General features: G+C 36.0%; 17 protein-coding genes. 11 read left to right on the top strand and 6 right to left on the bottom strand.

All coding sequences use genetic code 11. The annotated features are described in order from the left end of the window. Positions 1-51: 51 nt before the first annotated feature. Both AB674_RS19020 and AB674_RS19015 read right to left on the bottom strand, forming a co-directional pair. A complete protein-coding gene (locus tag AB674_RS19020) occupies positions 52-1,035 on the bottom strand; it encodes a glycoside hydrolase family 25 protein (protein WP_047778865.1) in 984 nt (327 codons plus the stop codon). A 2-nt stretch (positions 1,036-1,037) separates the two neighbouring features. Then, positions 1,038-2,453 carry a hypothetical protein gene (locus AB674_RS19015; protein WP_047778864.1) on the bottom strand — a complete coding sequence of 472 codons (1,416 nt, stop codon included), beginning with the start codon at positions 2,451-2,453 and terminating at the stop codon, positions 1,038-1,040. Positions 2,454-3,322: 869 nt separating this feature from the next. Between AB674_RS19015 and AB674_RS19010 the strand changes: the two genes are divergently transcribed. The 11 genes from AB674_RS19010 to AB674_RS18960 all read left to right on the top strand — a co-directional run bounded on the left by AB674_RS19010 (position 3,323) and on the right by AB674_RS18960 (position 19,443). After that, the gene (locus AB674_RS19010) at positions 3,323-3,883 is read left to right on the top strand and encodes an RNA polymerase sigma-70 factor (RefSeq protein WP_047778863.1); all 561 of its coding nucleotides are present in this window, start codon (positions 3,323-3,325) and stop codon (positions 3,881-3,883) included. Between the two features lie 109 nt (positions 3,884-3,992). Beyond that, a complete protein-coding gene (locus AB674_RS19005; protein WP_047778862.1) occupies positions 3,993-4,913 on the top strand; it encodes a FecR family protein in 921 nt (306 codons plus the stop codon). 66 nt (positions 4,914-4,979) lie between these two features. After that, positions 4,980-8,369, top strand: a complete 3,390-nt coding sequence (locus tag AB674_RS19000) for a SusC/RagA family TonB-linked outer membrane protein (RefSeq protein WP_047778861.1) — start codon at positions 4,980-4,982, stop codon at positions 8,367-8,369. A 21-nt stretch (positions 8,370-8,390) separates the two neighbouring features. Beyond that, the gene (locus AB674_RS18995) at positions 8,391-9,926 is read left to right on the top strand and encodes a RagB/SusD family nutrient uptake outer membrane protein (protein WP_047778860.1); all 1,536 of its coding nucleotides are present in this window, start codon (positions 8,391-8,393) and stop codon (positions 9,924-9,926) included. A gap of 272 nt (positions 9,927-10,198) precedes the next feature. Beyond that, positions 10,199-12,025, top strand: coding sequence for an alkaline phosphatase (locus tag AB674_RS18990; RefSeq protein ID WP_047778859.1), 1,827 nt, complete (start codon positions 10,199-10,201; stop codon positions 12,023-12,025). A gap of 245 nt (positions 12,026-12,270) precedes the next feature. Beyond that, a complete protein-coding gene (locus AB674_RS18985; RefSeq protein ID WP_047778858.1) occupies positions 12,271-13,779 on the top strand; it encodes a calcineurin-like phosphoesterase C-terminal domain-containing protein in 1,509 nt (502 codons plus the stop codon). Positions 13,780-14,251: 472 nt separating this feature from the next. After that, positions 14,252-14,773, top strand: a complete 522-nt coding sequence (locus AB674_RS18980; protein WP_047778857.1) for an RNA polymerase sigma factor — start codon at positions 14,252-14,254, stop codon at positions 14,771-14,773. 46 nt (positions 14,774-14,819) lie between these two features. Next, positions 14,820-15,029 carry a hypothetical protein gene (locus AB674_RS18975; protein ID WP_047778856.1) on the top strand — a complete coding sequence of 70 codons (210 nt, stop codon included), beginning with the start codon at positions 14,820-14,822 and terminating at the stop codon, positions 15,027-15,029. A 12-nt stretch (positions 15,030-15,041) separates the two neighbouring features. Then, positions 15,042-15,887 carry a FecR family protein gene (locus AB674_RS18970; RefSeq protein WP_047778855.1) on the top strand — a complete coding sequence of 282 codons (846 nt, stop codon included), beginning with the start codon at positions 15,042-15,044 and terminating at the stop codon, positions 15,885-15,887. Positions 15,888-15,986: 99 nt separating this feature from the next. Further along, a complete protein-coding gene (locus AB674_RS18965; protein WP_047778854.1) occupies positions 15,987-18,599 on the top strand; it encodes a TonB-dependent receptor in 2,613 nt (870 codons plus the stop codon). 4 nt (positions 18,600-18,603) lie between these two features. Continuing rightward, on the top strand, positions 18,604-19,443 hold the full coding sequence (locus tag AB674_RS18960; RefSeq protein ID WP_047778853.1) for a DUF4249 domain-containing protein: 840 nt from the start codon (positions 18,604-18,606) through the stop codon (positions 19,441-19,443). 201 nt (positions 19,444-19,644) lie between these two features. Here the strand turns inward: AB674_RS18960 and AB674_RS18955 are convergent, their stop codons facing one another. The 4 genes from AB674_RS18955 to AB674_RS18940 all read right to left on the bottom strand — a co-directional run bounded on the left by AB674_RS18955 (position 19,645) and on the right by AB674_RS18940 (position 22,956). Continuing rightward, positions 19,645-20,412 (bottom strand): LytR/AlgR family response regulator transcription factor, encoded by a 768-nt coding sequence (locus AB674_RS18955; RefSeq protein WP_047778852.1) that lies wholly within the window; start codon positions 20,410-20,412, stop codon positions 19,645-19,647. 5 nt (positions 20,413-20,417) lie between these two features. Continuing rightward, on the bottom strand, positions 20,418-21,161 hold the full coding sequence (locus tag AB674_RS22055) for a sensor histidine kinase (protein WP_165579398.1): 744 nt from the start codon (positions 21,159-21,161) through the stop codon (positions 20,418-20,420). A 345-nt stretch (positions 21,162-21,506) separates the two neighbouring features. Beyond that, positions 21,507-22,256 (bottom strand): hypothetical protein, encoded by a 750-nt coding sequence (locus tag AB674_RS18945; RefSeq protein ID WP_047778851.1) that lies wholly within the window; start codon positions 22,254-22,256, stop codon positions 21,507-21,509. A 247-nt stretch (positions 22,257-22,503) separates the two neighbouring features. Beyond that, positions 22,504-22,956, bottom strand: a complete 453-nt coding sequence (locus tag AB674_RS18940) for a membrane protein (RefSeq protein ID WP_047778850.1) — start codon at positions 22,954-22,956, stop codon at positions 22,504-22,506. Between the last annotated feature and the right edge of the window lie 56 nt (positions 22,957-23,012).

The raw sequence follows: 23,012 nt of genomic DNA, 5'->3' as shown, positions 1-23,012 counted from the left end.
AATATTATTTTTTTATACCCATAGCATATTTAGTCGCTATTTTTTTCAATTTTAAGGATTTATAAATACCGAATTATCTTTTAAAATATTAAGGTCGATCTTAGGATTCTGACCAATAGCTCCACTTTCTGTAAATTGCCAGATTGCCCAATCCGTCCATCCATTAGGTATTGTAACCTTTAGACAGTTTGGTTGTGCTGGATAATAAGAGATCCATAGTTTCAGATTGCCTAAAGTGTGTGTTTTGGGTAACTTTCTGTCCAGATACTCTTTACGGCTATAGATTATCGGTCCTGCGTTCATTCCTGTTTGGATAATGGAAGCAAAGGTTTTAATCCACAGCATATAGTCGGCTGGTTTTAAAGGAGTGTCCCAGCTCGCCTGATCTTCCAAATCCATTACTAAAGCTAAATTGGACTTGGGTAAGGCTTTCATCAAATTGAGTGCTTCATTGGCTTCTGCAGTGGCATCAGAAACAACGGTTCCTCCATTTCGAGCATCAGGACGACAGAAATGATAGTAGCCAATTTTGATGTTTTTGCTTACTGCATTTTGAGCATTTTCTTTTGCCTTTGCATCCGGAGTTCCAACACCTTCGGATAGTTTTATATAAGAAAAACGAACTCCGACTTTAACAAATCCAGCCCAATCCGGTTTAGCATTATGATGCGAAACATCAACTCCTAATTGGTAGTTGGCAGGAAGATTTGTCGGAAGCCCCTTTAAACTTACGGTAGATGGAGATGTAGGAGCGGGAGCGGGAGCTGGTGGTGTAGGAGCTGCTGGTGGTGTAGACGTCGGAGGATTAGCAGCAGCAGGTGCAGCGCTTAGTTTTGTCAAGCCATTTGCCCAATAATATTGTCCAAGACTATCCTTTAGCCATTTTCCTAAACTAGGATTAGGTATATTGGTTTCTGGTTCTAATTCGAGTATCATATCTTGTGTTACCTGAGAAATGATATTTTGTGTTTTAAAATCGGCTACCGGTGCTTTACGTACGTTAAGTCGCGGTACTATTACTTTATATCGGTCCATGGCTATCCTACTGCTTCAGGGTTAGTATTGCTGTTCACTGTTACCTGAACAGGTTGAGTTTCCGGGGTTGGGTTTGTAGAACCATTTCCACTGGTTTCTTTTTTACCTGTTCCTCGGATTTTAATAAATTTCTGTAATAAATCAAACCAAAACGGAGCACCTAAACAAACACCGAATGCGAGAAGCAGAAAGCCCAAAAGTTTTCTTGCATTGGTGGATTGCTCCAATACGTAGCGGGCTTTGAGTTTTATCCAATGGTCATCATACAAACGTTGTAGTGCTTTTTGAGCGTAAAATTTTTTAGCGTCTTTTGGAACTTTTAGCGTGACATCAGCTTTAAGTTCTTTTGTTATGCTTGCGAGTTCACCAGCGTATTCCTTCGAGACCAACGTACTGTCTCTTTTTAAACCATAATCTCCCCAACCTATTGCCAAGAGATTATTGGCTTCTTTAATCTGGCCATTCAATTGTTTTTTTATTGTGTCAATTTGACTTTTATATTGTACCAATGGATCTTTGGGAAGTTTAGCCTTTGGTGTCGATGCGGTGTCAGTTGAGGTTTGCTGGTAGCCGGCTGCTTTTAAGCCGTCGGCTTCTTTTATAGCTAATTCAACCAACTTATCTCTGGCATCTTTATCGGTACTTATTTTACCGGCGATTTCAATAATATCAACATTAAAGCAAATCGCAATAACCAATCCGATACTAAACAACCAAAATTGAACTTGTTTTTTGTACCATCCGGCAATTCTGTTCATACTGTCATCGTACCAGTCTTCAATTTGTTTGGTAAATGTCTCGATATTTTGATAGCTTTTCTGTAGATAAAGCTGTAGTATTTCAAGTGTTTCGGTATCAATATCAGTATGTTGTGCTTTAAAATTAGCGATTAAAGCTTGACCGGCAGGACTAAGTAAATAGTCCACCAGATAGTATATTTTTATAATACTTGGGGCATCTTTAAGATTTACATTTACTTTTTTCGCCTTGACATAAGCAATGACAGCTGCTTCGTGGTCTTGATAGTATTTTTTTAGAACCTCAATTAAGATGGTCGAAAAATTCTCTTTGGAGATATAGGAAGGAATCGAATTTCGATTGCTATAACCGTAATTTTTGATCACGGGATGCTCATAAAATTTATCGCCCAGTTTTTCTTTCGAAATGGGTTTGTAACCCACAATCAATTTAAAAGGCTCCAGTATAGTTTCAAAAAAGGACTTTAGTGTTTCGAGCCATAACCATTCCTTGCGCTCGGTATTAGACAACATACTGTCAACGATACCTTTTTTTAGCATTCTCGCTCTTAATCCGAAGAGGGTAGAAAAGGCTTCATTTACAGAAGTGGCCAATAAGCTGTATAAAAGATAAATAAAAACCAGACCAATGGCAGTATCCAGTACGGGAGAATTAAGCATAATTTGTAGTTTTATGAATCATCGATTTATTTTAAAGAATAGCAGGTATTGCATTTTAATTTGGATACTTCCAATTACCTTCCCATTATTTCGCTTTTAGGCTCGGAATTACACTCTGAATAATTTAAGTTGACCTTACTTTAACAGGCTTAAACAAAGTATTTTTTAGCGGATAGATGTAGGGTCTAAAGTATTAAAGATTTTTTTTTTGGAGTAGCGTATTAGTACCTGTTTTTGTATTGTAATTATGAGGTGTTTTTTATTCAGGTAAGGAAGTGTTTTTATTTTGGATTCTTTTTTCAATTAGAAATAATTAATCCGGATTTTAATTGCCGTTGGTTTTAACCAACGGTTGTGTTTGTTTGAGACAATAGGCTTTAGCCAAAATAATTGTAGGCAAAGTTTTGGCTAAAGCATTCTTGAATGTTCTTTTAAATCCGTTGATTAAAACCAACGGCTATTCAAAAAAAAAAAATACTAATTTAAACAGAATACAATATGATGCAATTGCCATTATATGTAAAATAAATAATCACGCAATAAGCGTTTAAAATAGAGTAGATTCTGACCATTTTTTTAGGGAATAAACTACTATTCATTCATAAGTAAGTTTATTCTTTCCGAGGCACTACACAGGGGTAACATCGGGCCTCAAATGTTAATAATATGTTTCGTAATTGGCTGGTTTTATTAATGTAAACGTAACCTTTTTGACCTACCCTGAGCTTTAATTTTGGAGACATAGTATAAGAAACCAATACTTGTATATATGTCGCTTTTCAGAGTAAGAATTCATCGCAAAAAAACAATCCGTATCGATGTTGTAGTAAACCTTGTTTGTTTGACAACAGTTGCAAAAGCGTTGTATTATGTATAAGAAATATACTGACGAAGAACTTGTTGCATTATTAAAACAAGGAAAAGACAGAGCTTTTGATGAATTGTATTTTCGATACAGAGATGTATTAGTCCGCTTTGTATACCAGCGAATAAAATCGATTCCGATTTCAGAAGAAATTGTTCAGGAAGTTTTTACCACTATTTGGGAGCGACGCAAAACGCTGGTCATTCAAAAAAAGTTTTCGGCATATATGTACACTTCAGTTCGTTATGTAACGCTCGACTATATTAAATCCAACCAAATGACGGATGCCTACTGTAAAGAGGTCTTTGATCGAAATACAGTTATTGAAGGGAATAATAATACCACAGAAGAATCAATCTATCATGATGAGCTACAACAAGCTTTAGACAAAGCCACTTCTTTGCTGCCAAAAAAGGCTAAAGAGGTTTTTATCCTGAGTCGTTTTAAGCAGTATACCAACAAAGAAATAGCTGATGAGCTTAATGTATCTCACGAGACCGTGAAGTATCATATTGCCTATGCGCTAAAATTCATGCGCCTTTATTTGGGACAATTTAATTTATAACAGATTTCAATGCTAAGGTATTCTTTTGGTTTCTTAACAAAAGGGTAACCTTGAGCACCTACCTGAAATCGGAATTCCTAAGACTTACTATTAAAGCAATAACTATATAATGCCTGAGAAATTACATCAAGATATCAAAACTTTTTTAGAAGGTAAATCTTCTTTAAAAGGAAAAGAAATGTGGGACAACTGGTACAACAATCCCGGAGAAATATTCGAACACGAGGTGGTTATACAATCGGATATTTCAAAACTAAAGAGAGAAATCAAAGCCATCAAAAAATCAAACGAAGTTATTTCGCTAAACACCAGAAATTGGATCATGGCGGCTTCTGTAGTGCTTTTAGCGGGCTTGTCCTGTTTTTTCTATCTGTCTACCGAAACAAGTATCCTTAAAGAATATGCTACAAAACCCGGAGAACATACCAAGATAACTTTGAGCGACGGAACACAGATCTGGCTTAATGCGGGAAGCCTTTTAAAATACCCTGCTGAATTCGAAGGAGATACTCGCGAAGTTTCTTTAACAGGAGAAGCTTTTTTTGATGTGGCAAAAGATAAAAAACATCCTTTTATCATTCACACCAATAAAATGGATACTAAAGTGTTAGGTACCAGTTTTAATGTACAGGCCTATCCCGATCAAACGACACAGGAGGTTTCTGTACTAACAGGAAGAGTAAATGTAAAATCGACTGTTACGGAAGAGAACGTTTATGTAACGCCGGGTCAGAAAGTGGTTTTTAAATCAAAAAACAGTAGTCTGCATGCTTTTAGTAACATTCCGATGAACTCCATTTCGCTATGGCGAAAGAATATTATTGTTTTTGAAGACACCCCATTATCGGAAGTAATTACAACGATCAACCGCAATTATAATATCGCTGTATCTGTTGAAAATAAGGATCTGAACAACCTCAAAATAAGCGCCTACTTTAAAGAATTACCGCCTGATCAGGTGATCCGATTGGTGTGTACTATTATCAATGCCAAGTACAAACTCGAGTCCGGAGTGTACCGGATTGAATAACTTTTAGAATAGAATGAAACTCCAAAAAAACAACAATAACTAAAGGAATAATCAAAATTAAAAATTATGAATGAAAAACAACTGCGGTACGTCGCAAAGTGTCAAAGCATTAAAAAAGGTCTTCAGACCCAATTGATTCTGTTCACTGCTTTATTTTTTATCGGATTAACGGCAAAGGCCGGAAATGTTGAGAGGGACAAAAGAATAACTTTAAAAGTAGAAAATGAAAGTATAAAAAATATTCTTCAAAAAATTGAAAATCAGGTGGACGTGCATTTTATGTATGAAGCCAATCAGATCAATACCAATCAAAAAGCAAGTTTAAAACTAAACAATGTCACGCTGGAATATGCGTTGGATAAAATTTGCAGCAGTTTTTTCCTGAAGTATGAAATAATCAACAACAATATTGTGATTAAGAAAAATCAGAAAGTAAGTGATGCGGGACAAAATAAAATTACGATATCCGGAACCGTTTTTGGTGGTGATGACGGAATGCCGTTACCGGGAGTAGAGATTAAAGATAAAGGTTCCAGTGCAGCCACCGTAACTGATTATGACGGAACTTTTACACTGGAAATTCATTCGGCTGAAGCGCTGTTGGTTTTTTCTTATGTAGGGTATATTACGCAGGAAATTAAGGTTACTGAAAGCCGAAAAAATCTAAATATCAAATTAGCTGCCGATGTAAAACAATTACAGGAAGTAGTAGTAATGGGATATGGAAGTGTAAAAAAGAAAGAAGTTTTGGGAGCTGTGGGATCTGTTTCTATGAAAGAAACCGCAAGCAGAACCTACAATACTGCTGCCGAATTGCTACAAGGAACCGTTTCGGGTGTTACGGTTATTAATAATGGAGGTGATCCAACAGGAGAACCTACAATCAATATTCGTGGGATAGGTTCTTTAAATGCCGAAACTCCGCTGATTGTATTAGACGGAATTATTTATAGTGGTTCATTAAATACCATTAACCCTAATGATATTGCTTCTATCAGTGTTTTAAAAGATGCGGCTTCGGCGGCTATTTATGGAGCGAGAGCTTCGGGAGGTGTGATTTTAATTACTTCTAAAAAGGGTACTTCTGAAAAAATTAATGTCAATGTAAATTATCAGGGAGGTTTTCAGAATGTAGCCAAAAAATTGAAAGTATTAAACGCAGCAGAATATGCAGACGCCATGAATACGGCCAGAGATAATGCAGGATTGCCAAGAATACCGGCTTTTGATCCCGCATTTGAACCTACTGCCAGAATGACCAAAACCGATTGGATGGATGAAATTTTTCAGACTGGTGAAATTCAGGATTTATCTATTTCGGTAAATGGAAAAACAGAAAAATCTAATTTCTTTCTTTCAGGAAGTTATCGAAAAAACGAAGGAATATTATTGAACACCTTTGCAAGACGTTATACAGCCCGTGCCAATTCTTCTTTTAAACTGGCACCCAATTTTACAATAGGAGAGAATTTGACGTATTCGTTAACAGATGGTCAGAGTGCCAATACTTCAAGTGCTTACACAGGAGCAATTTTAGGAGCGATTTTGTATCCGCCAAATGCAACGGTTTATAGAGAAGACGGTTCCGGTTCTTTTGGTGGAGTACCTGAAAAATACATCGGATCGTATGGAGATGTTATTAATCCGGTGGCTTATTTGAAAAGGCTGGACAACAACAATCCTGTTTCTACTATTTTGATCAACCCTTATGCGGAATGGGAAATTGTAAAAGGGTTAAGATTTAAATCAAATTGGGGGTATACCAGAATTCAAAGTGATTATAAAGATTTTACCGTAAAGATTACAGAACCGGGTAAAGTATTTGATTTTAACAGATTAACTCAAACCACTTCTACCACAACCGATTTATTGAGCGAACAAACCCTTTCGTACGATAAAACATTTGGGAAACACAGTTTTAAAGCTTTGGCAGGATACACTTATCAACAAACCAAAAGGAATTTTTACAGTGTACAAGGTACCGGTTTTGATAACGAAGATCCATCACAACGTTATTTGCTTAATGCCAAATTAGTACAGCAATTAGGAGCAGGAATGTCTGAAGAAATTATTTCTTCTTATGTCGGAAGGTTAAATTATGATTTCAGTCAAAAATACCTGTTCTCGGGAATTGTGCGTCGCGACGGAACTTCAAAATTGACTTCTGCAAACCGTTGGAGAGTTTATCCTTCAGTATCTGCGGGTTGGTTAATTTCTGAAGAAGATTTTATGAAAAACATTAGTTCAACCGTAAACAGTTTAAAACTTCGTGCGAGTTGGGGACAGATTGGAAATTTAGGAAACTTAGGACCTTATCAGTTTAGTGTACCGTTAAATCAGACTTCTGCTTTAATTGGATCGACTCCGGTGATTAATTACGGTTATTCGGAAAACGAATTGTCAAATCCGGCTTTAAAATGGGAAAGCTCAGAGCAAACCAACTTAGGTTTAGACTTCACTCTTTTCAACAACAGTCTTACAGGATCGGTAGACGTTTATAAAAAAACAAACAAAGACATGCTCGTTCGTGACCAGTTGCCTGGAGTATCGGGAACACCACTAGGACGAATTGTAAACTCGGGCGATGTAGAGAACAAAGGACTTGAATTAAGTCTTACGTATCAAAAAACAAGAGGTGATTTTAAATTTGATGTGACGGCGAATGCTGCTTTCTTAGACAACAGAATTGTTTCGATCAAAGACGGTTTAACCTCTCTTGAACCACTTAATTTGAGCAGAGTTCGTAGTTTGCCTTTAGCCAATATTTATCAGGTAGGAAGTCCGGTTGGTGCCTTTTACGGGTATAAAACAGACGGATTGTTCCAAAGTAATGCAGAAGCAAAAGCTTATGTGAATTCAAGTGGTGCCGTATATCAACCAAATGCAGTTGCCGGAGATATGAAATTTAGAGATGTAAACGGAGACGGTGTGATTAATAATAACGACAGGGTAGTACTGGGGAATCCGTTTCCAAAAACCACATTCAGTTTAAATTCTAATTTCAGATACAAAGGATTTGATATGAACATCTTTTTAAGCGGTGCGGCAGGTAACAGCGTTTTTAATGCGGTAAAATATACCGGTTTAAACGGTTCTTTCCCTGGGTATAATTTATTGGCAGAGTCAAAAGATGCGTGGTCACCACAGAATACAGGATCAAATATTCCGGTACTTTCAGCAACAGACAATAACAATAACTTCGGACGAATTTCTGATTTTTATATTGAAGATGCCTCTTACCTGAGATTAAAAAATGTGGCAATTGGGTATACAATTAAAGAAGCTTGGTTAAACGGAAAAGCAAACTTAAGGTTCTTTATTTCAGCTCAGAATCTCTTTACGATTACTAAATATTCAGGAATGGACCCCGAAGTAGGTCTTTCTAATTTCGGACTGGATTTAGGGAAATACCCGCTGTCCAGAATTTATATGACGGGTATAAACGCTACTTTTTAAAAAAAACATAAAACATAAAAAATGAAAAAGATAAGTATTTTATTGTTGAGTTTTACAATGCTGCTTGGAACGACAGCCTGTGAAAGTGAACTTGATCTGATACCACAAGGAGCGCCTTCGAGCGGAAATTTCTGGAAAACACCCGCAGATGCCAAGGCTGGAGTAAATGCTATTTATGCCTTGTATTCGGATGATAATATGTACGGACGTGGGTTTTTCTGGCTCAACAATGCCAGTGATGATATCGGAACCAAACCAAGACAAAATGCAGAACGTATCAAAAACTTTATTGTTGACGGATCTGAATCCGACACAAAAGACATCTGGAGATTGCATTATGAAGTAATGAAACGTTGTAACGATGTACTGCGTAATATTCCAAACATTCCATTAGAGGAGAAAACAAAAAAAATGATGTTGGGAGAAGCCTATTTTAATCATGCCGTTATGCATTTAGAATTGGCGTATCATTATGGCGATGATCGCGCGGGAATCCCTATTCAGGATAGAAACGACCCTACGAATGTTTATGTACCGCGAGCAAAAAATGTAGCGGAGAATTACGCTTATATTGCTGCTGATCTGGTTAAAGCGGCTGACTTATTGCCTTATTTCAGTGAACTTACGGCAGACAATTACGGCCGTGCGCACAAAACGGCTGCGTGGGCGTATTTGGTTCGTACGTATTTGTATGCCAAAGACTGGGACAATGCCATTAAGTACGCAAATATGGTTGTTAACAGTGGAAAACATGCTTTGCTTCCTAATTTTGAAGATGTATTTAAAATCAAAAACAACTGGTCATCAGAATACATTTGGTCTGTTACTTCAAGTGCCGACAATACTTCACTTGGGTCAATCTTTCCGGGTGTTTGTCTCGAAGATAAAGGTTGGGGAGCTTATAATGGTTGGGGGAATTTTTACCCAACCAAAGAATTATTTGATGCTTATGATCCTGCCGATAAACGTCGTAGTGCGACTATTCTACAAAAAGGAGATTCGTTTATGTACTTTGGTCAATTGGTTACTTTTAATGAAGGAAAATATGTAGTGAGTTCAAGTAACAGAACAGGCTATCAGTTTAAAAAGTATATGGAGCCGTTTGGTTATGCAAAAACCACTTCGGGAGGAATTGATATTCGTTATGTAAATGCAAATGGAGACAAACCTTCAACCGCATTAAATGTACCACTATTGCGTTATGCCGATGTGATTCTGATGTTGGCTGAAGCAAAATTGAAGAAAGGACAAAGTGCAGATACCGAAATAAACTTGATTCGTAATCGTGCAGGTTTAACTTCTATTTCTGGAGCAACATTAACCGATTTAAAAAGAGAAAGACGTTGCGAATTAGCCGGAGAATGGACAGATCGCCATTTTGACCTTGTTCGTTGGGGTGATGCCGAAGCAACCTATGCCAAACCGTTACACCATTATAACGGAACGGTAATTTATCCTGCTCGTAATTTTAACCCTGCTATTCACCATGTTTGGCCAATACCCCCGGATGAAATTGCAGTAAGTAAAGGAGCTTTGTCTCAAAACAAAGGTTGGTAAAAAGTAGTTTCATTTGTTTGTGTTTTGTTACGCTGCGGGCTTCTAAGGAGTCTGCAGTCGTAAACAAAATGACAACTTTTACAGATAATTTAATAAGCCAGTCCTGTGTTAAGAAGGGCTGGTTTGTGTTTTTAAAGAATGGATAACAGAGAATAGATGGTTTCTGTTTTTTATTGTAGGAATTTTAAGTTTAAAACTTTTAATATCAATAACTTATGTCTGTTTTGTTAAAGTTGGTTTGTAACTTTTGAAACGGATAATTTATAATAAATATGAAAAAAATAAGCACCTTTTTTTGCCTTCTTTTCTGCCTTTTTTTGCAGGCGCAAGAATACAGTTCGTCCAATATACATTCTCATAATGACTATGCAGGGGCGCTTCCTTTTTACGAGGCTTATGCTAATGAAACAGGGGTTATTGAAGCCGATGTTTTTTTAGTGAAAAATGATTTGATTGTGGCTCATACTTCTGAAGAAATTAAAGTTGGTAATTCGTTGCGTAACCTTTATTTGGAGCCTCTTTTATTGAAATTTAAAGCGCTGGGCGGTAAAGCCTATAAAAGTGATAAACCGTTGCTTTTGATGATTGATATAAAGTCAGAGGCAGAAGCTACTTTGAAAGTAATTGTGGAACAGTTAAAAATGTATCCGGATCTAATTTCAAACAAAAATTTCAAAGTAGTTATTTCGGGAAGCAGACCGGCTCCTTCAAAATGGAGCGAGTACCCGGCGTTTATTTATTTCGACGGAAGAGTAAACGAAACCTATGCAGCTCAGGAATTGTCGCGTGTAGAAATGATCAGTGAAGATTTGAAAGAACTTACCGTTTGGAACGGAAAAGGGGTTCTGACCCAAACCGATTCTGAAAAAATACAAGCAGTAATCAAAAAAGTACACGATCAGCATAAGAAAATCAGGTTTTGGTCTACGCAGGACAATGTAAATACCTGGATGACTTTAATGAACCTTCATGTCGATTATATTGCAACGGATAATACATCGGCCTTGACACAATTCATTAAAAATATCAAGTCTACTTTTTACCAGAATAGCGAGTTTTATGAAACTTATGTCCCTAAAAATGGCGCTGTATTTCCTAAAAATAAACGTCCAAAGAATGTGATTCTCCTTATTGGTGACGGAATGGGACTGACGCAGATTTATGCTGGTTACACCGCCAACAAAGGAAGATTAAATTTGTTTACTATCCCTACCGAAGGATTTTCGATAACCAAAGCCTCCGACAGTTACATTACAGATTCGGCTGCCGGAGCAACGGCTATGGCTTCGGGGCATAAAACCAATAACCGTTTTATTGGAGTGGATGAAAAAGGACAATCTTTAGAATCGATAACAGAGAAATTGGCTAAGAAAAAATATAAAACGGCGCTCATTTCGTGTGGTAATATTACCGATGCAACACCAGCTGCTTTTTATGCACATCAATCAGACCGAAGTTATAGTGAAGCAATCGCAGCAGATTTTTTATCTAATCCCGTTGATATCTTAATTGGAGGAGGAACAAAAGAGTTCAGATCCCGAAAAGATGGTAAAAATCTTGCTGAGGTTTTACAGAAGAAAGGTTATACTTTTTCGGATCAATTTAATGCTCTAGATACCATCAGGAACAATCGTTTTGTAGTATTGGATGATGCTTCGGTGGTTTCCATAAAAGACGGAAGAGGTGATTTTTTAGCGAAATCATTGGCTAAAGCTACAACCACTTTTTCTAAAACTACAAGTCCGTTTTTTATAATGGCAGAAGGCGCACAGATTGATTATGGAGGTCACAGTAATAATGTGGAATATGTGGTGCGTGAAATGCTAGATTTTGACCGTTTGGTTGGACAGGCGATGGAGTTTGTAGACAAAAATCCGGAAACCCTGCTAATTGTAACCGCAGACCACGAGACCGGAGGACTTTCTTTGATTGACGGTAGTATAGAAAAAGGATATGTACACGGAAGTTTCAGTACAAACGATCACACCTCGGTAACCGTTCCTGTTTTTGCATATGGTCCCGGTGCTCAGAATTTTATGGGAGTGTATCAAAACACAGAGATTTACAATAAAATAATGCAATTACTGGAAACGAAATAAGCCTTTTCTAAAAAGTTAACTGCAGTATAGATTCCAAAAAGCTATGTCTCTATGTGTTAAAAACTTTGCGTCTTTGTGAAAAACATTCCTGGTGCAATAACAACGCAATTTTTTAACACATAGAGACATAGAAATATTTATTGATGGAAAAAAGAATTTTTTTAGTTCAATATTGGCTCGCATAGCTTTGTTATCTTGGAAAAGGAGGATGACTTACGAAGGATTTTTTATTAATAAGTAGTATCATGAATAGAATAATTTTTAGCTTAGTTGTAATGCTGAGTTTTACAGCTGGTTTTGCACAGAAAAATAATAAAGTTTCAGGAATCGTATTTGCCGATACGAATCAAAATGCTGTTCTTGATAAAGATGAGGTAGTACTGTCTAATGTTTTGGTTTCTAATGGTAAAGATATTGTTGAAACCAATTCAAAAGGAAAATACAGCATTACAAAAATAGAAGGAAATACTGTTTTTGTAATTAAACCGACGGGGTATATTTCAAAGAAAAACAAACAGAACAGCGTGCAGTTTTATGTGTCGTTTGATGCAATAAAAGACGTTAAAAATTACAATTTCCCCTTGATTCCGAATGCTGAAAATAAAGACGTAAAAGTGGTGTTGTTAGGAGATACTCAGGTTGATGTGATGGATGATATTCACCACGTAGGAAAGTTGGTTACCGAAGAATTAATGGATCAGAAAATTGATTTTATAGTGCCGCTTGGAGATCTTTCGTTTGATAATCTGACTATTTTTAAACCATTGTCAGAAACCTTAGGGCTTATTGGAGCTCCCATTTTTTATACCATTGGCAATCACGATCTGAATTTTAAAGAAACCGCTTTTGAGGATCGGGATAAAAGTTTTGAAAGTATTTTTGGCCCGTCTTATTACGCATTCGAGTACGGAAATCAGTTCTTTTTAGTGCTGAATAATATTTATCCTGTTAACGAAAAAGGATATGTAGGACGTCTTGATGAGACGCAAAAACAATTCATAACCAATCTGATAACAGTAAAAAAAGGCGCTTTTAATTCGATTCATTTGTTTATGCACATTCCTCTTGAAGAAATGGAAGATCAAGATTGGATTATAAAATCACTGGCTCCTTTTGAAGAGGTACTGATTAGTGCCGGACATACCCATACCCAATATCATAAATATTTTGAAAGAGAGGCAGGACGAAAGCCAATCCATGAGTTAGTTGCCGGCGCCGTATGCGGTTCCTGGTGGCAAGGTCCACATGATCAGAACCAGATTCCGTTTGCGTTGATGTACGACGGTACACCAAAAGGTTATTGGACAGTCGGAATTAATCAGGATCGTTATACCTACGATTATAAAGTTTCCGGAGCACCCAATACTAAACAAATGGACATCACCGTTCCAAATACTAACGAATGGGATACGACACTCAATGCTCTGAATGACAATTACATTTACGCCAATGTATTTGCTGCAGATGACGCGACAAAAGTGTATGTAAATTTTGATAACGGAAGTTGGAGTGAAATGGTAAAATATGAAGGTATTTCGCCCAATATTCAAAAACAATACTATCTGCAAAGTCAGGGGAGATATGCCAGTATGAAAATTTCTAATTCCCCAAAGCCGGAAACGATTAGTACACATTTGTGGAGGATTGCAAAGCCAGACAATCTACCGTCCGGTGCTCATAGTGTTCAAATAAAAGCTTTAGGAAAAGAGATTAATCTGGAAGCACATGGTAATGCGGTATTGTGGGTAAAGTGAGAATAAAAAAAATCGTTTGCTGTAATTGTAAGAGATAGAGACTTCAGTATAGCTCATGAAATGGTTCTCGCCAAGTCGCAAAGCCGCCAAGTTTTAAAAATAAAATAAAATAAAAAAACTTTGCGACTTTGCGTCTTTGTGCGATTTTTTTTAGCCCTGAAGAAGCATCGTTCAGATGTAAATTATGGCATGGTTTCGATCTGTCCTAATTTTTTTTCATCACTGTGTAACATATTCTTAAAAGACACGACTAATCTAGAGCTTTTCAATAGCTGTAATTGCTAAAAACTTTATTGCAGCAGACATAAAATATAGAATTTAATTACGGTTCTTTGCATTTTTCTACAGCATTGAAATTGGCAAAGCGATTCAATAGATTTCCAATCTGAGATCCTTGCAGTTTTATGTTTTCAATTTTGAAACACAATATAATTGCCGTCAAACAGTTTAGAGTAGTTATCATAGTTAAGTTATGGACAATAGGAAGTTTATAGTAAGTTTGAAAAAAGGCAATGAAGCATCCTTCAAAGAGGTTTATCTTACTTATTATGATCGATTGGTAAGTATCGCTAAAAGATTCGACTTTAAACTTCTAACTCCTGAAGACTTTGTTCAGGAAACTTTTCTAAGACTTTACGATAAGCGGGAATTACTTCACGAAGATGTTTTGTTGGACAAACAATTGTTTACGATCTGCAAAAATATCATCCTCAATCATGTGAACAGAGAAAATAAAATAGTTCAACTTAATCCTTTAAAAGTTGAAATTGCAGAAGAGGTTACGGATACAGGAGATTTTGAAGAAAAAAAAGAAAAATTATACAATTTTATAAATCAGCTTCCTGAACAACAACAAAAAATATTCACTTTACACAAACTGGAAAATCTTAGCTATAAAGAAATTGCAGCACTTACGGATCTTTCTGAGAAGACCATTGCCAATCATATTTATCTTGCCAGTAAATTTATTAGAAAAAAAATCGAAAACCATTAGGAACTTTTCCGTTTTCGTTTGTTATATATAAAAACAGACTGTAGAAATGGATATAGAAGTTTACAAAACCGATGTTAGAACAAAAGAGCAAGCTAGGCATATTGTAGCATTGTTGCAATTTGTTATTTCTGATTGTATCATGAACTTTGACACAGAAGGTTGTGATACTATTTTAAGAATTGAGACCAATAGAGATATTAAAGAAATGGTCTATGGTGTTTTTAATAAACAAGGATATTATTGTCAGAAACTTTAACGCCCCAAAGATATGGATGAAAATAAACTGGAAGAAGAATTAAAAAAAATGTGGGAGGAGACCCCTGTTTCGCATTCAGATAGTGAAAAAGAAACTTCTTGGGAGCAATTCCAAGCAAAAACCTTTCCTTCGAAAGAACGGAAATTGAAACCCTGGATGTATTATGCAGCGGCAGCGGCAATTTTAATTTTTGGCTTTATTGGAACCAGAGTTTTCAACACTGATAACCCATTACAAGTGGATAATTTTGTTGCTTCAACTGTCATTGAAAATCCAACTTCTAAGGTAAAAAGTGTATTCTTACCCGATAGTTCAGTGGTAGAATTAAGCCCGAATTCTAAAATCAAATACGTCAGTAATTTTGTTGCAAACAGAAAGATCGAGGTAGAAGGATCAGCCTATTTTAAAGTTAAAAAAGATAAAAAACATCCTTTTCAGGTTTTTTGCAAGGAGACCACTACAACTGTTCTAGGGACTTCCTTTTCAGTTAACGGATCTACTGATAAAGAAGTAGTTGTTGAACTTTTTGAGGGAAGTGTTCAGATGAATGTAAAAGACCAAAAAGAAAACTGGATACTGAAACCCGGTGAAAAATTTACCTATAGCAATAAGATTGTAGCAGTGACCGATTTCAACCGCTTTGTGGATTTTGAAAATGAAAAACTAGTAGTACTCAGTACCTACATTGAGACCAACTATGGCTATAAAATGATACTCCCAAAAGAATTTGATACTCAAAGAATTACATTGAGAATCAATAAAAAGGAAAATTTAAAAACCATAATCCAATTAATCTCAGAAATGTATAACCTAAATTTTGAAGTAAATGAAGAAATAAAGCAGATTACTTTTCAATAGAAAAGAAAAGGATGCACTAGCCGCGAAACTAAACATCCTCCCTTAGTATGGATAGCATGATGCTATTCCACTTAATAATATTCAAAAATACAAATTTTTATGAAGCATTTAATTACAGTATGCTTTTTTTTACTCAGTTTTAGTGTGTTTTCCCAAAACGTAACGGTTACAGTAGATCAAACCGTAACATTAAAAGAATTATTTAAGCAAATTGAACAACAAACAGACTTTAAATTTGCCTTTACGGATCAAATTGATACCAGTCAGAAATATTTTACAAGAAAAAACACTTACAAAAAGATCGAAATAGAGAAACTGATCGCCGAACTGAATAAGAATGCACAGATTCAATTTTCAATTGTGGGGAATAACATTTTTGTAAAACACAAAGCGCCAAAAGCAACAAAAAAAAAAAATAAAGTAACAGGTCAGGTTTTTGATGAAAACAATGAAACGGTTATTGGTGCCAACGTTTTTATTAAAGAACTCGAAACGGGTGTTATAACCGATAAAAACGGAAAGTTTACCTTAGAATTACCCAAAGGAAGTTATACCGTTTCGATTAGTTATTTGGGATACAGTACGAAAGAGAAGCAAATTACGGTTTCCGATGATGTTTCAATTAATTTTAATATTGCTTCTGATAGTCAACAATTAGATCAGGTAATCATAACAAACACTAAAGCAGTAGACGTTAGGAATACACAAATGAGTGTCAACAGACTTTCGATGGAGGATATCAAAAGAATTCCGGTTGCTTTGGGAGAACCCGATCCTTTAAAATCGTTATTGACCTTGCCGGGTGTTACCAATGCAGGAGATCTGTCATCGGGTTTTAATGTCCGTGGAGGTGCAGCAGATCAGAATCTGATTCTTTTAGATGGTGCTCCGGTGTATGGAGACTCTCATATGTTTGGTTTTTTTTCCATTTTTAATGCTGACATCGTTAGTGCATTAGATTTGTACAAAGGAGGGATTTCGTCTAAATATGGAGGACGTGTTTCTTCTGTTCTTGATGTGGCCCAGCAGACAGGAGATTTTGAAAAGTATAAAGTAAATGGAGGAATCGGTCTTATCTCGAGTCGGCTCTTAGTGCAAGGACCCATAAAAAAAGAAAAAGGCTCTTTTATCGTAGCCGGACGTGCTTCTTATGCTCATTTATTTATGAAACTGGCGGATAATAAAAATTCGGCTATGTTTTATGACTTTAATGCTAAGTTGAATTATCGCCTTAGTCCGAATAACAGCCTTACGTTCTCCGGTTATTTAGGAAGTGATTTGTTTGATTTGAATAAACGTTTCGCCAGTACCTACGGAAATGCAATGGGTATTTTAAGTTGGAAGCATAAATTTTCGGAATCTCTGAATACTAATTTATCGGTTTTATACAGTGATTATAAGTTTAACCTAACGATGACGGAAGAAAAGTTTGAATGGGACAGCAAAATCAGCAGTTACGGACTTAAGTACAATTGGAATTACATTAGATCAGAGAAACTAAAACTCAACTATGGTATCGATGGTTTGTATTATGATTTTAATCCGGGTACCGTGAAGCCTTCAGGTGCAGGTTCTCAGTTTAATTACAAACAGTTGAATAAAAAATATGCCTTTGAAAGTTCTGCCTATATTGATTTTGAGCATCAGATTACAGAGAAACTGAATCTTCGTTACGGACTTCGTTACAGTATGTTTTTACGTTTGGGTGCAGAGGATATTAATACATACAAAGACGGGAAAGCTGTAGTATATAATCCGTTGTATAACATTTATGAAGAAGGTACTCCAACCGGAACTAAATCCTATAAAAATGGTCAAACCATTAGTAAATTCGATAATTTAGAACCTCGATTGGCATTGTCTTATGCTTTTAATGATGATAATTCTGTTAAAGCAAGTTACAACAGGATGGCGCAGTATATTCATATGTTATCCAATACACAATCTCCAATGCCAATGAATGTCTGGACACCAAGTGGTCCTTTTACAAAACCACAACTATTGGATCAATATGCAGTAGGTTATTTCAGAAATTTTAAGGAAGGGGATTATTCTTTTGAAGGGGAGTTGTTTTATAAGAACATCCAAAATCGAATCGATTATATTGACGGGGCAGATGTAGTGGCAAACGATGACATTGAACAGGTTATTCTGAACGGTAAAGCCAGAGCATATGGTATGGAATTATTATTCCGTAAAAATAAAGGTAATTTCACAGGATGGGTTTCTTATACCTTGTCAAGAGCGGAACAAAAGACTCCGGGAAGAACTCCGGATGAACCGGGTATTGCTAATGGAGACTGGTATTTATCAGGCTATGACAAATTGCATAATTTAAATATAGTGGGGAACTATGATTTTAGTCCAAAATGGTCTTTTAATGCTAATTTTTCATTGCGATCAGGTCAGCCGGTAACCTATGCCGGTAGTTATTACAATTTTGGTGAACTTAATGTGCCAAATTACGGAGTGAGAAATGAAAATAGACTACCCTTATACCATCACTTAGATGTAGCGGCAACTTACACGCCTAAACCAGACAAAAAGAAAGGATGGCAAAGCTACTGGGTATTTAGTATCTACAATATCTACAATAGAGCAAATGCAGTTTCTATGGCGTTTACAACAAATGAAGACACAGGACTTAATGAGACCAAAAGGCTGTCTATTTTTGGATTAGTACCGAGTATTTCTTATAATTTTAAATTTTAATGGCATGCAAAGAGTAATAAAGTATAATTTTAAAAGCAGCGTACTTGCTTTATTTAGTGGTTTGTTTGTTTTGTTTTTTTCTTCCTGTGAAGATACAGTAAAGTTGGATTTAAATGAAGGAACCCCTAAGATTGTGATCGATGCGGAACTAATTTGGAAAAAAGGAACTACAGGTAGCGAGCAGACCATAAGAATCAGTAAAACGACATCTTATTATAATGCTGACACACCAAAAGTTTCTGGAGCACAGGTAAGAGTGGAGAATAGCAATGGAACCAGTTTCATTTTTAACGAGTCGGCACCCGGCGTATATGTATGTACTAATTTTGTTCCTGTGGTAGATATGGATTATGTGCTTCATGTGCAGGCAGAAGGGCAAAGTTTTACTGCTGTTGAAAAGTTAACTTCCGTAACTCCAATTAATAAAGTAGAGCAAAAATATGTACCGGATATATCAGGTCCTGATGTGCTCGTGGTTCAGATTTACTTTAATGACCCGGCTGATAAGAGCAATTATTATCTCACAGATTTCAAAAGTGATTTTTTAAAGTTTCCTCTTTATGTAAATTCAGATGATGAGTTATTAAATGGGAATGAAATAAGTATTCAATTCGGAGATACAGATTTAAAACCGGGAAAAACCATTGCCATTGTGAATCGTGGTATTTCGAAGAACTTTTTTAACTATATGAAGCTAATTTTGGAAGCTTCACAAGGAAATCCTTTCTCTGTTCCACCAGGTAATATCAGAGGCAATATTGTCAATACCAAAAACGCTGATAGTTACGCGATGGGGTATTTTAGGCTTTGTGAAGCAGATGCTGTTTCTTATTTAGTGAAATAAAGATTTTAATCCTCAGTGATTGATTTGTGATTACATCTGGCATATTCGTATTTATGTCAGATGTTTTTTTTTTGAGGGTAGTGAGGGAGAGCTACAAGGCCACGAAGCCACAAAGCCACAAAGTCTCAAAGTTTTTAGCGTCTGCTGCTGTATCTTTTGGAACTTTGAGTCTTTGCCTCTTTAAACCTTTGTACGAAACAATTATTGCTCTATCCATTCCCGAAAAGAAGCGGTATTGCTTTGACTGGTCTTCAGGTGTTTTTCATATCCTTTTATTTTTAAAGCAAAAGCATTTTTAGAATAACGCTCGACTCTTTCAATATATTTTTTATGAACCAATTCACTACGGTTAATTCTGAAAAAAGACTTTGGATCGAGTAAAAATTCAATTTCTTTAAGCGTTGTCTCATTCAGCAAATGTTTTTTTCCCGTCGTGTCGAAAGCAAATAACACCCCTTCGTTGGCTTCAAAAAACAAAATACCATTTGTTTCTATAAAATAAATCCCTTTCGGACTACTGATCGTGAAACGCTCTTTATAGGTCTTTATCGGATTATTGTTTTGAAGAATCTGATTTAATTTAGCGACCAAATCACTTTCGTTAGAGTTTGATTTTCCTAAAAGCAAATACTTGTCCCAGGCTTTTTGAAAACGTTCCATCGAAAAAGGTTTCAAAAGATATTCGATACCATAATTCTCAAACGCATCCATCAGAAATTGATCGTAGGCCGTGGTGAAAATAATCGGACAGTTAATTTTAACTTGCGTATAGATTTCAAAAGCATTTCCGTCCAGCAATTCAATATCCGAAAGGATCAGATCTACTTTTGTTGTGTTCAAAAATGCAATTGCAGCTTCAACAGTATCTATTTCGCCCACTACTTCAATACTTTCGTTTAGCTGACTGAGAAATCTTTTCAGTTTGTTTCTTGCCGGAATTTCATCTTCTACGATTAGCACTTTTATCATTGTGGTTAGTTTGAAATTAGAGGTATAGAAACAGAAAAAGTAGTAGCCGTTTTTTCAATTTCGATTTGGTCTTTTGTTAACAGAAAGTATTGCTCTTTTAAGTTCTGTAATGCCCTTCCTGACAAGGTTTTTGAATTGCGTTTTGGTACAATAGTGTTGCTTACCGTGAGTTTAGAATCTCTGTTTATTTTTATACGAATCGGATTTGCCTCTGTTCCTAAATTGTGTTGAATGGCATTTTCTAAAAGCAATTGTAATGTTAACGGTACAATACTTCCGCTTAGATCTAAAGTTTCTGTTTGCAATTGGTAAGCAGTCCCGTATTTGTATTGCATCAGGTTGAAGTATTTTTTAGCAAAAGCATATTCTTCTTCCAAAGCAATTATTTTTTTGTCCGAGACCTGTAAAACATAGCGGTAAATTTCAGCAAACTCATTTAAGAAATCAGAAGCTTGCAGTTGATCTTCTTCAATAAGCTGATCCAGTACATTAAGATTGTTAAACAAAAAATGAGGGTTAAGTTGTGCTTTTAGTCGGTCAATTTTAGTTTCTGCCAAAGCCTGATTGTAAACTATAAGTTGCTTTTGATTTGTTTTATTTTTTTGATAATAGTAATAAGTCAGAAAAAAACTCCCGTAAATAATCGCATCCATCAGTTCCGAAAAGGTTGATAAAAGCAGCGTTTTTTGATTGAAGTTACGCTCAAATGTATCAAATAAGAGGGCAAGCAGCAGCCCTATAGTTTTCATTGTTGTCAAAAAGACCAACAAGGAGAAGCTGAATATTTTTAATACTTCTTTGAAACTAAAGAGCTCTGATTTTTGCCAGCGTTTGATAAAAAAATAAAGGATCAGGAATAAAACACAGGACGACATAAGTGAAGCTATAGCAGCCTCCGGTGTAAAAATAAACCAGTTTAATTTCTGTCTTATTAAAAAACGGACTTGTATCGATTGTGCGTAAGAGAATAAAAACACAAACAGTAGAAAATACCGGGCTTGTTTAAGTTGAGATAGCATGTTTTTCATTTTCTATAGACGATGTATCAATACAAAAATAGCATTTCTAATTTTGCAGCACTATTGACCTGAGGTTTATTTGGTTTTATTTTCTGGGAATGAAGCAATGATGGCACCGTTGTCATCAAAGAAGTCCAATTTGGCTTTGTTTTCTTTATCTACATAAAACATCGCTTTTGGTTTTCCTTTATCATCAAACAGAAACAGTCCGTTGTTTTGACTTCTGGATTTTCCGAGCATGACGCGTGTAGCGCCTCCTAACAAGCCTTGTTCTTCATACTCCTTTAGTTTTTTCTCCATTGCCTGTGGATCTTTTTTGCGTAATTCTGCCAGTTCTTGTGTTATTTCAAAGGTTTTCAACTGTGATTCTTTTGCCGGGCGATCGTTAAAAGCAAGAGTGCTGGATACGACTCTTTTGTCCCCCTTAATGTAATCTTGTGTAAGCAATTGCATGACCTGATCACCATCGTATTGGTCGTAGGTAAGTGACAAACCGGCTGAGTGCCCGTTTTCTTTTTTCTGACCGTCATAGATAAAACCGCCGCATTCAATACCTTCTTCATTAAAGAAAAGCATACCTGAACGTTTTTTTCGCCCTTCGTTAGTAGGTCTTTTATTGATGATATCCTTTCCGTTTGGAAAACGGTCTACATTGGTAATAATCATTTTTACCGTGCCGTCTTTTTCTACAATATTGAGGCGTTCTACATCAATTTCAGTAAATTTTGTATTGCTTTTTTCTTTAAAAGCAGAGCTTGTGAGAACAATCATTCCTAACGAGGTGGCGATCGCGAATGTTCTTAAAAAAACTAATTCTTTATTCATTGTTTTAGTGTTAAAGGGGTGAATTTATAAGACAAAACTATTTGAATAAGAACGGTCCGGCAACGACAAAACAATAAGCTAAGGAAAAAAAAGTATGAGTTAAGTATTTCAAGAAATGAGTTAAGATTGTATGAAAGAAAATCAGCAGAATCTGCGTGAAAAAATCTCTTAACCTAATACCATTGAGCTATAGCAGAAAGCCATTCAAAAAGTAACAGATTGAAAAAAAACTAACAACTTGAATTAGTTAGTTGATGATTGCCGACAGATAAACCCAAACAATAAAAAGGAGCTGTAATGGAATCCTAAAATACAAATAAGTCGTTCCTTTTCCGTCAAAAGTTCCTTTTTGATAATCGATCTGTTTAGTAGCGGCGTATATATTAGCCGGAAGTATAAGAATAAAAAATACAATGAGCAGCCAAGCGGTTATTATTCTGATTTGCGGAATAAAGAGCCCGATCGCAGCAGCAATTTCAATGAATCCGGTTAGCCAGATAACGGCAGTTTTATACGGAATAAAGTCCGGTAACATCATGCTCATTCCCTTTGCAAATACAAAATGTGCTATAGCCGTGAACAGTAACATCGCCGACATCGCAATTCGTGCCGCTAATGCAAAATTGTAATCTCCGGAAAGAAGAATAATAGAAACTAAGGAGATCAGAAAAACGCTGATTAGTATTAATAGTGGTTTCATATCTTTTAAAATGAGGATATTAATGCTCCATTCAAAAATATAAAAAATAATTCAGC

This window comes from Flavobacterium sp. ABG, from assembly GCF_001027725.1.
GTDB classification, from domain to species: Bacteria; Bacteroidota; Bacteroidia; order Flavobacteriales; family Flavobacteriaceae; genus Flavobacterium; species Flavobacterium cupriresistens.
The sequence above is the reverse complement of the archived record's forward strand: the minus strand, read 5'-3'. Positions and strand labels throughout refer to the sequence as shown.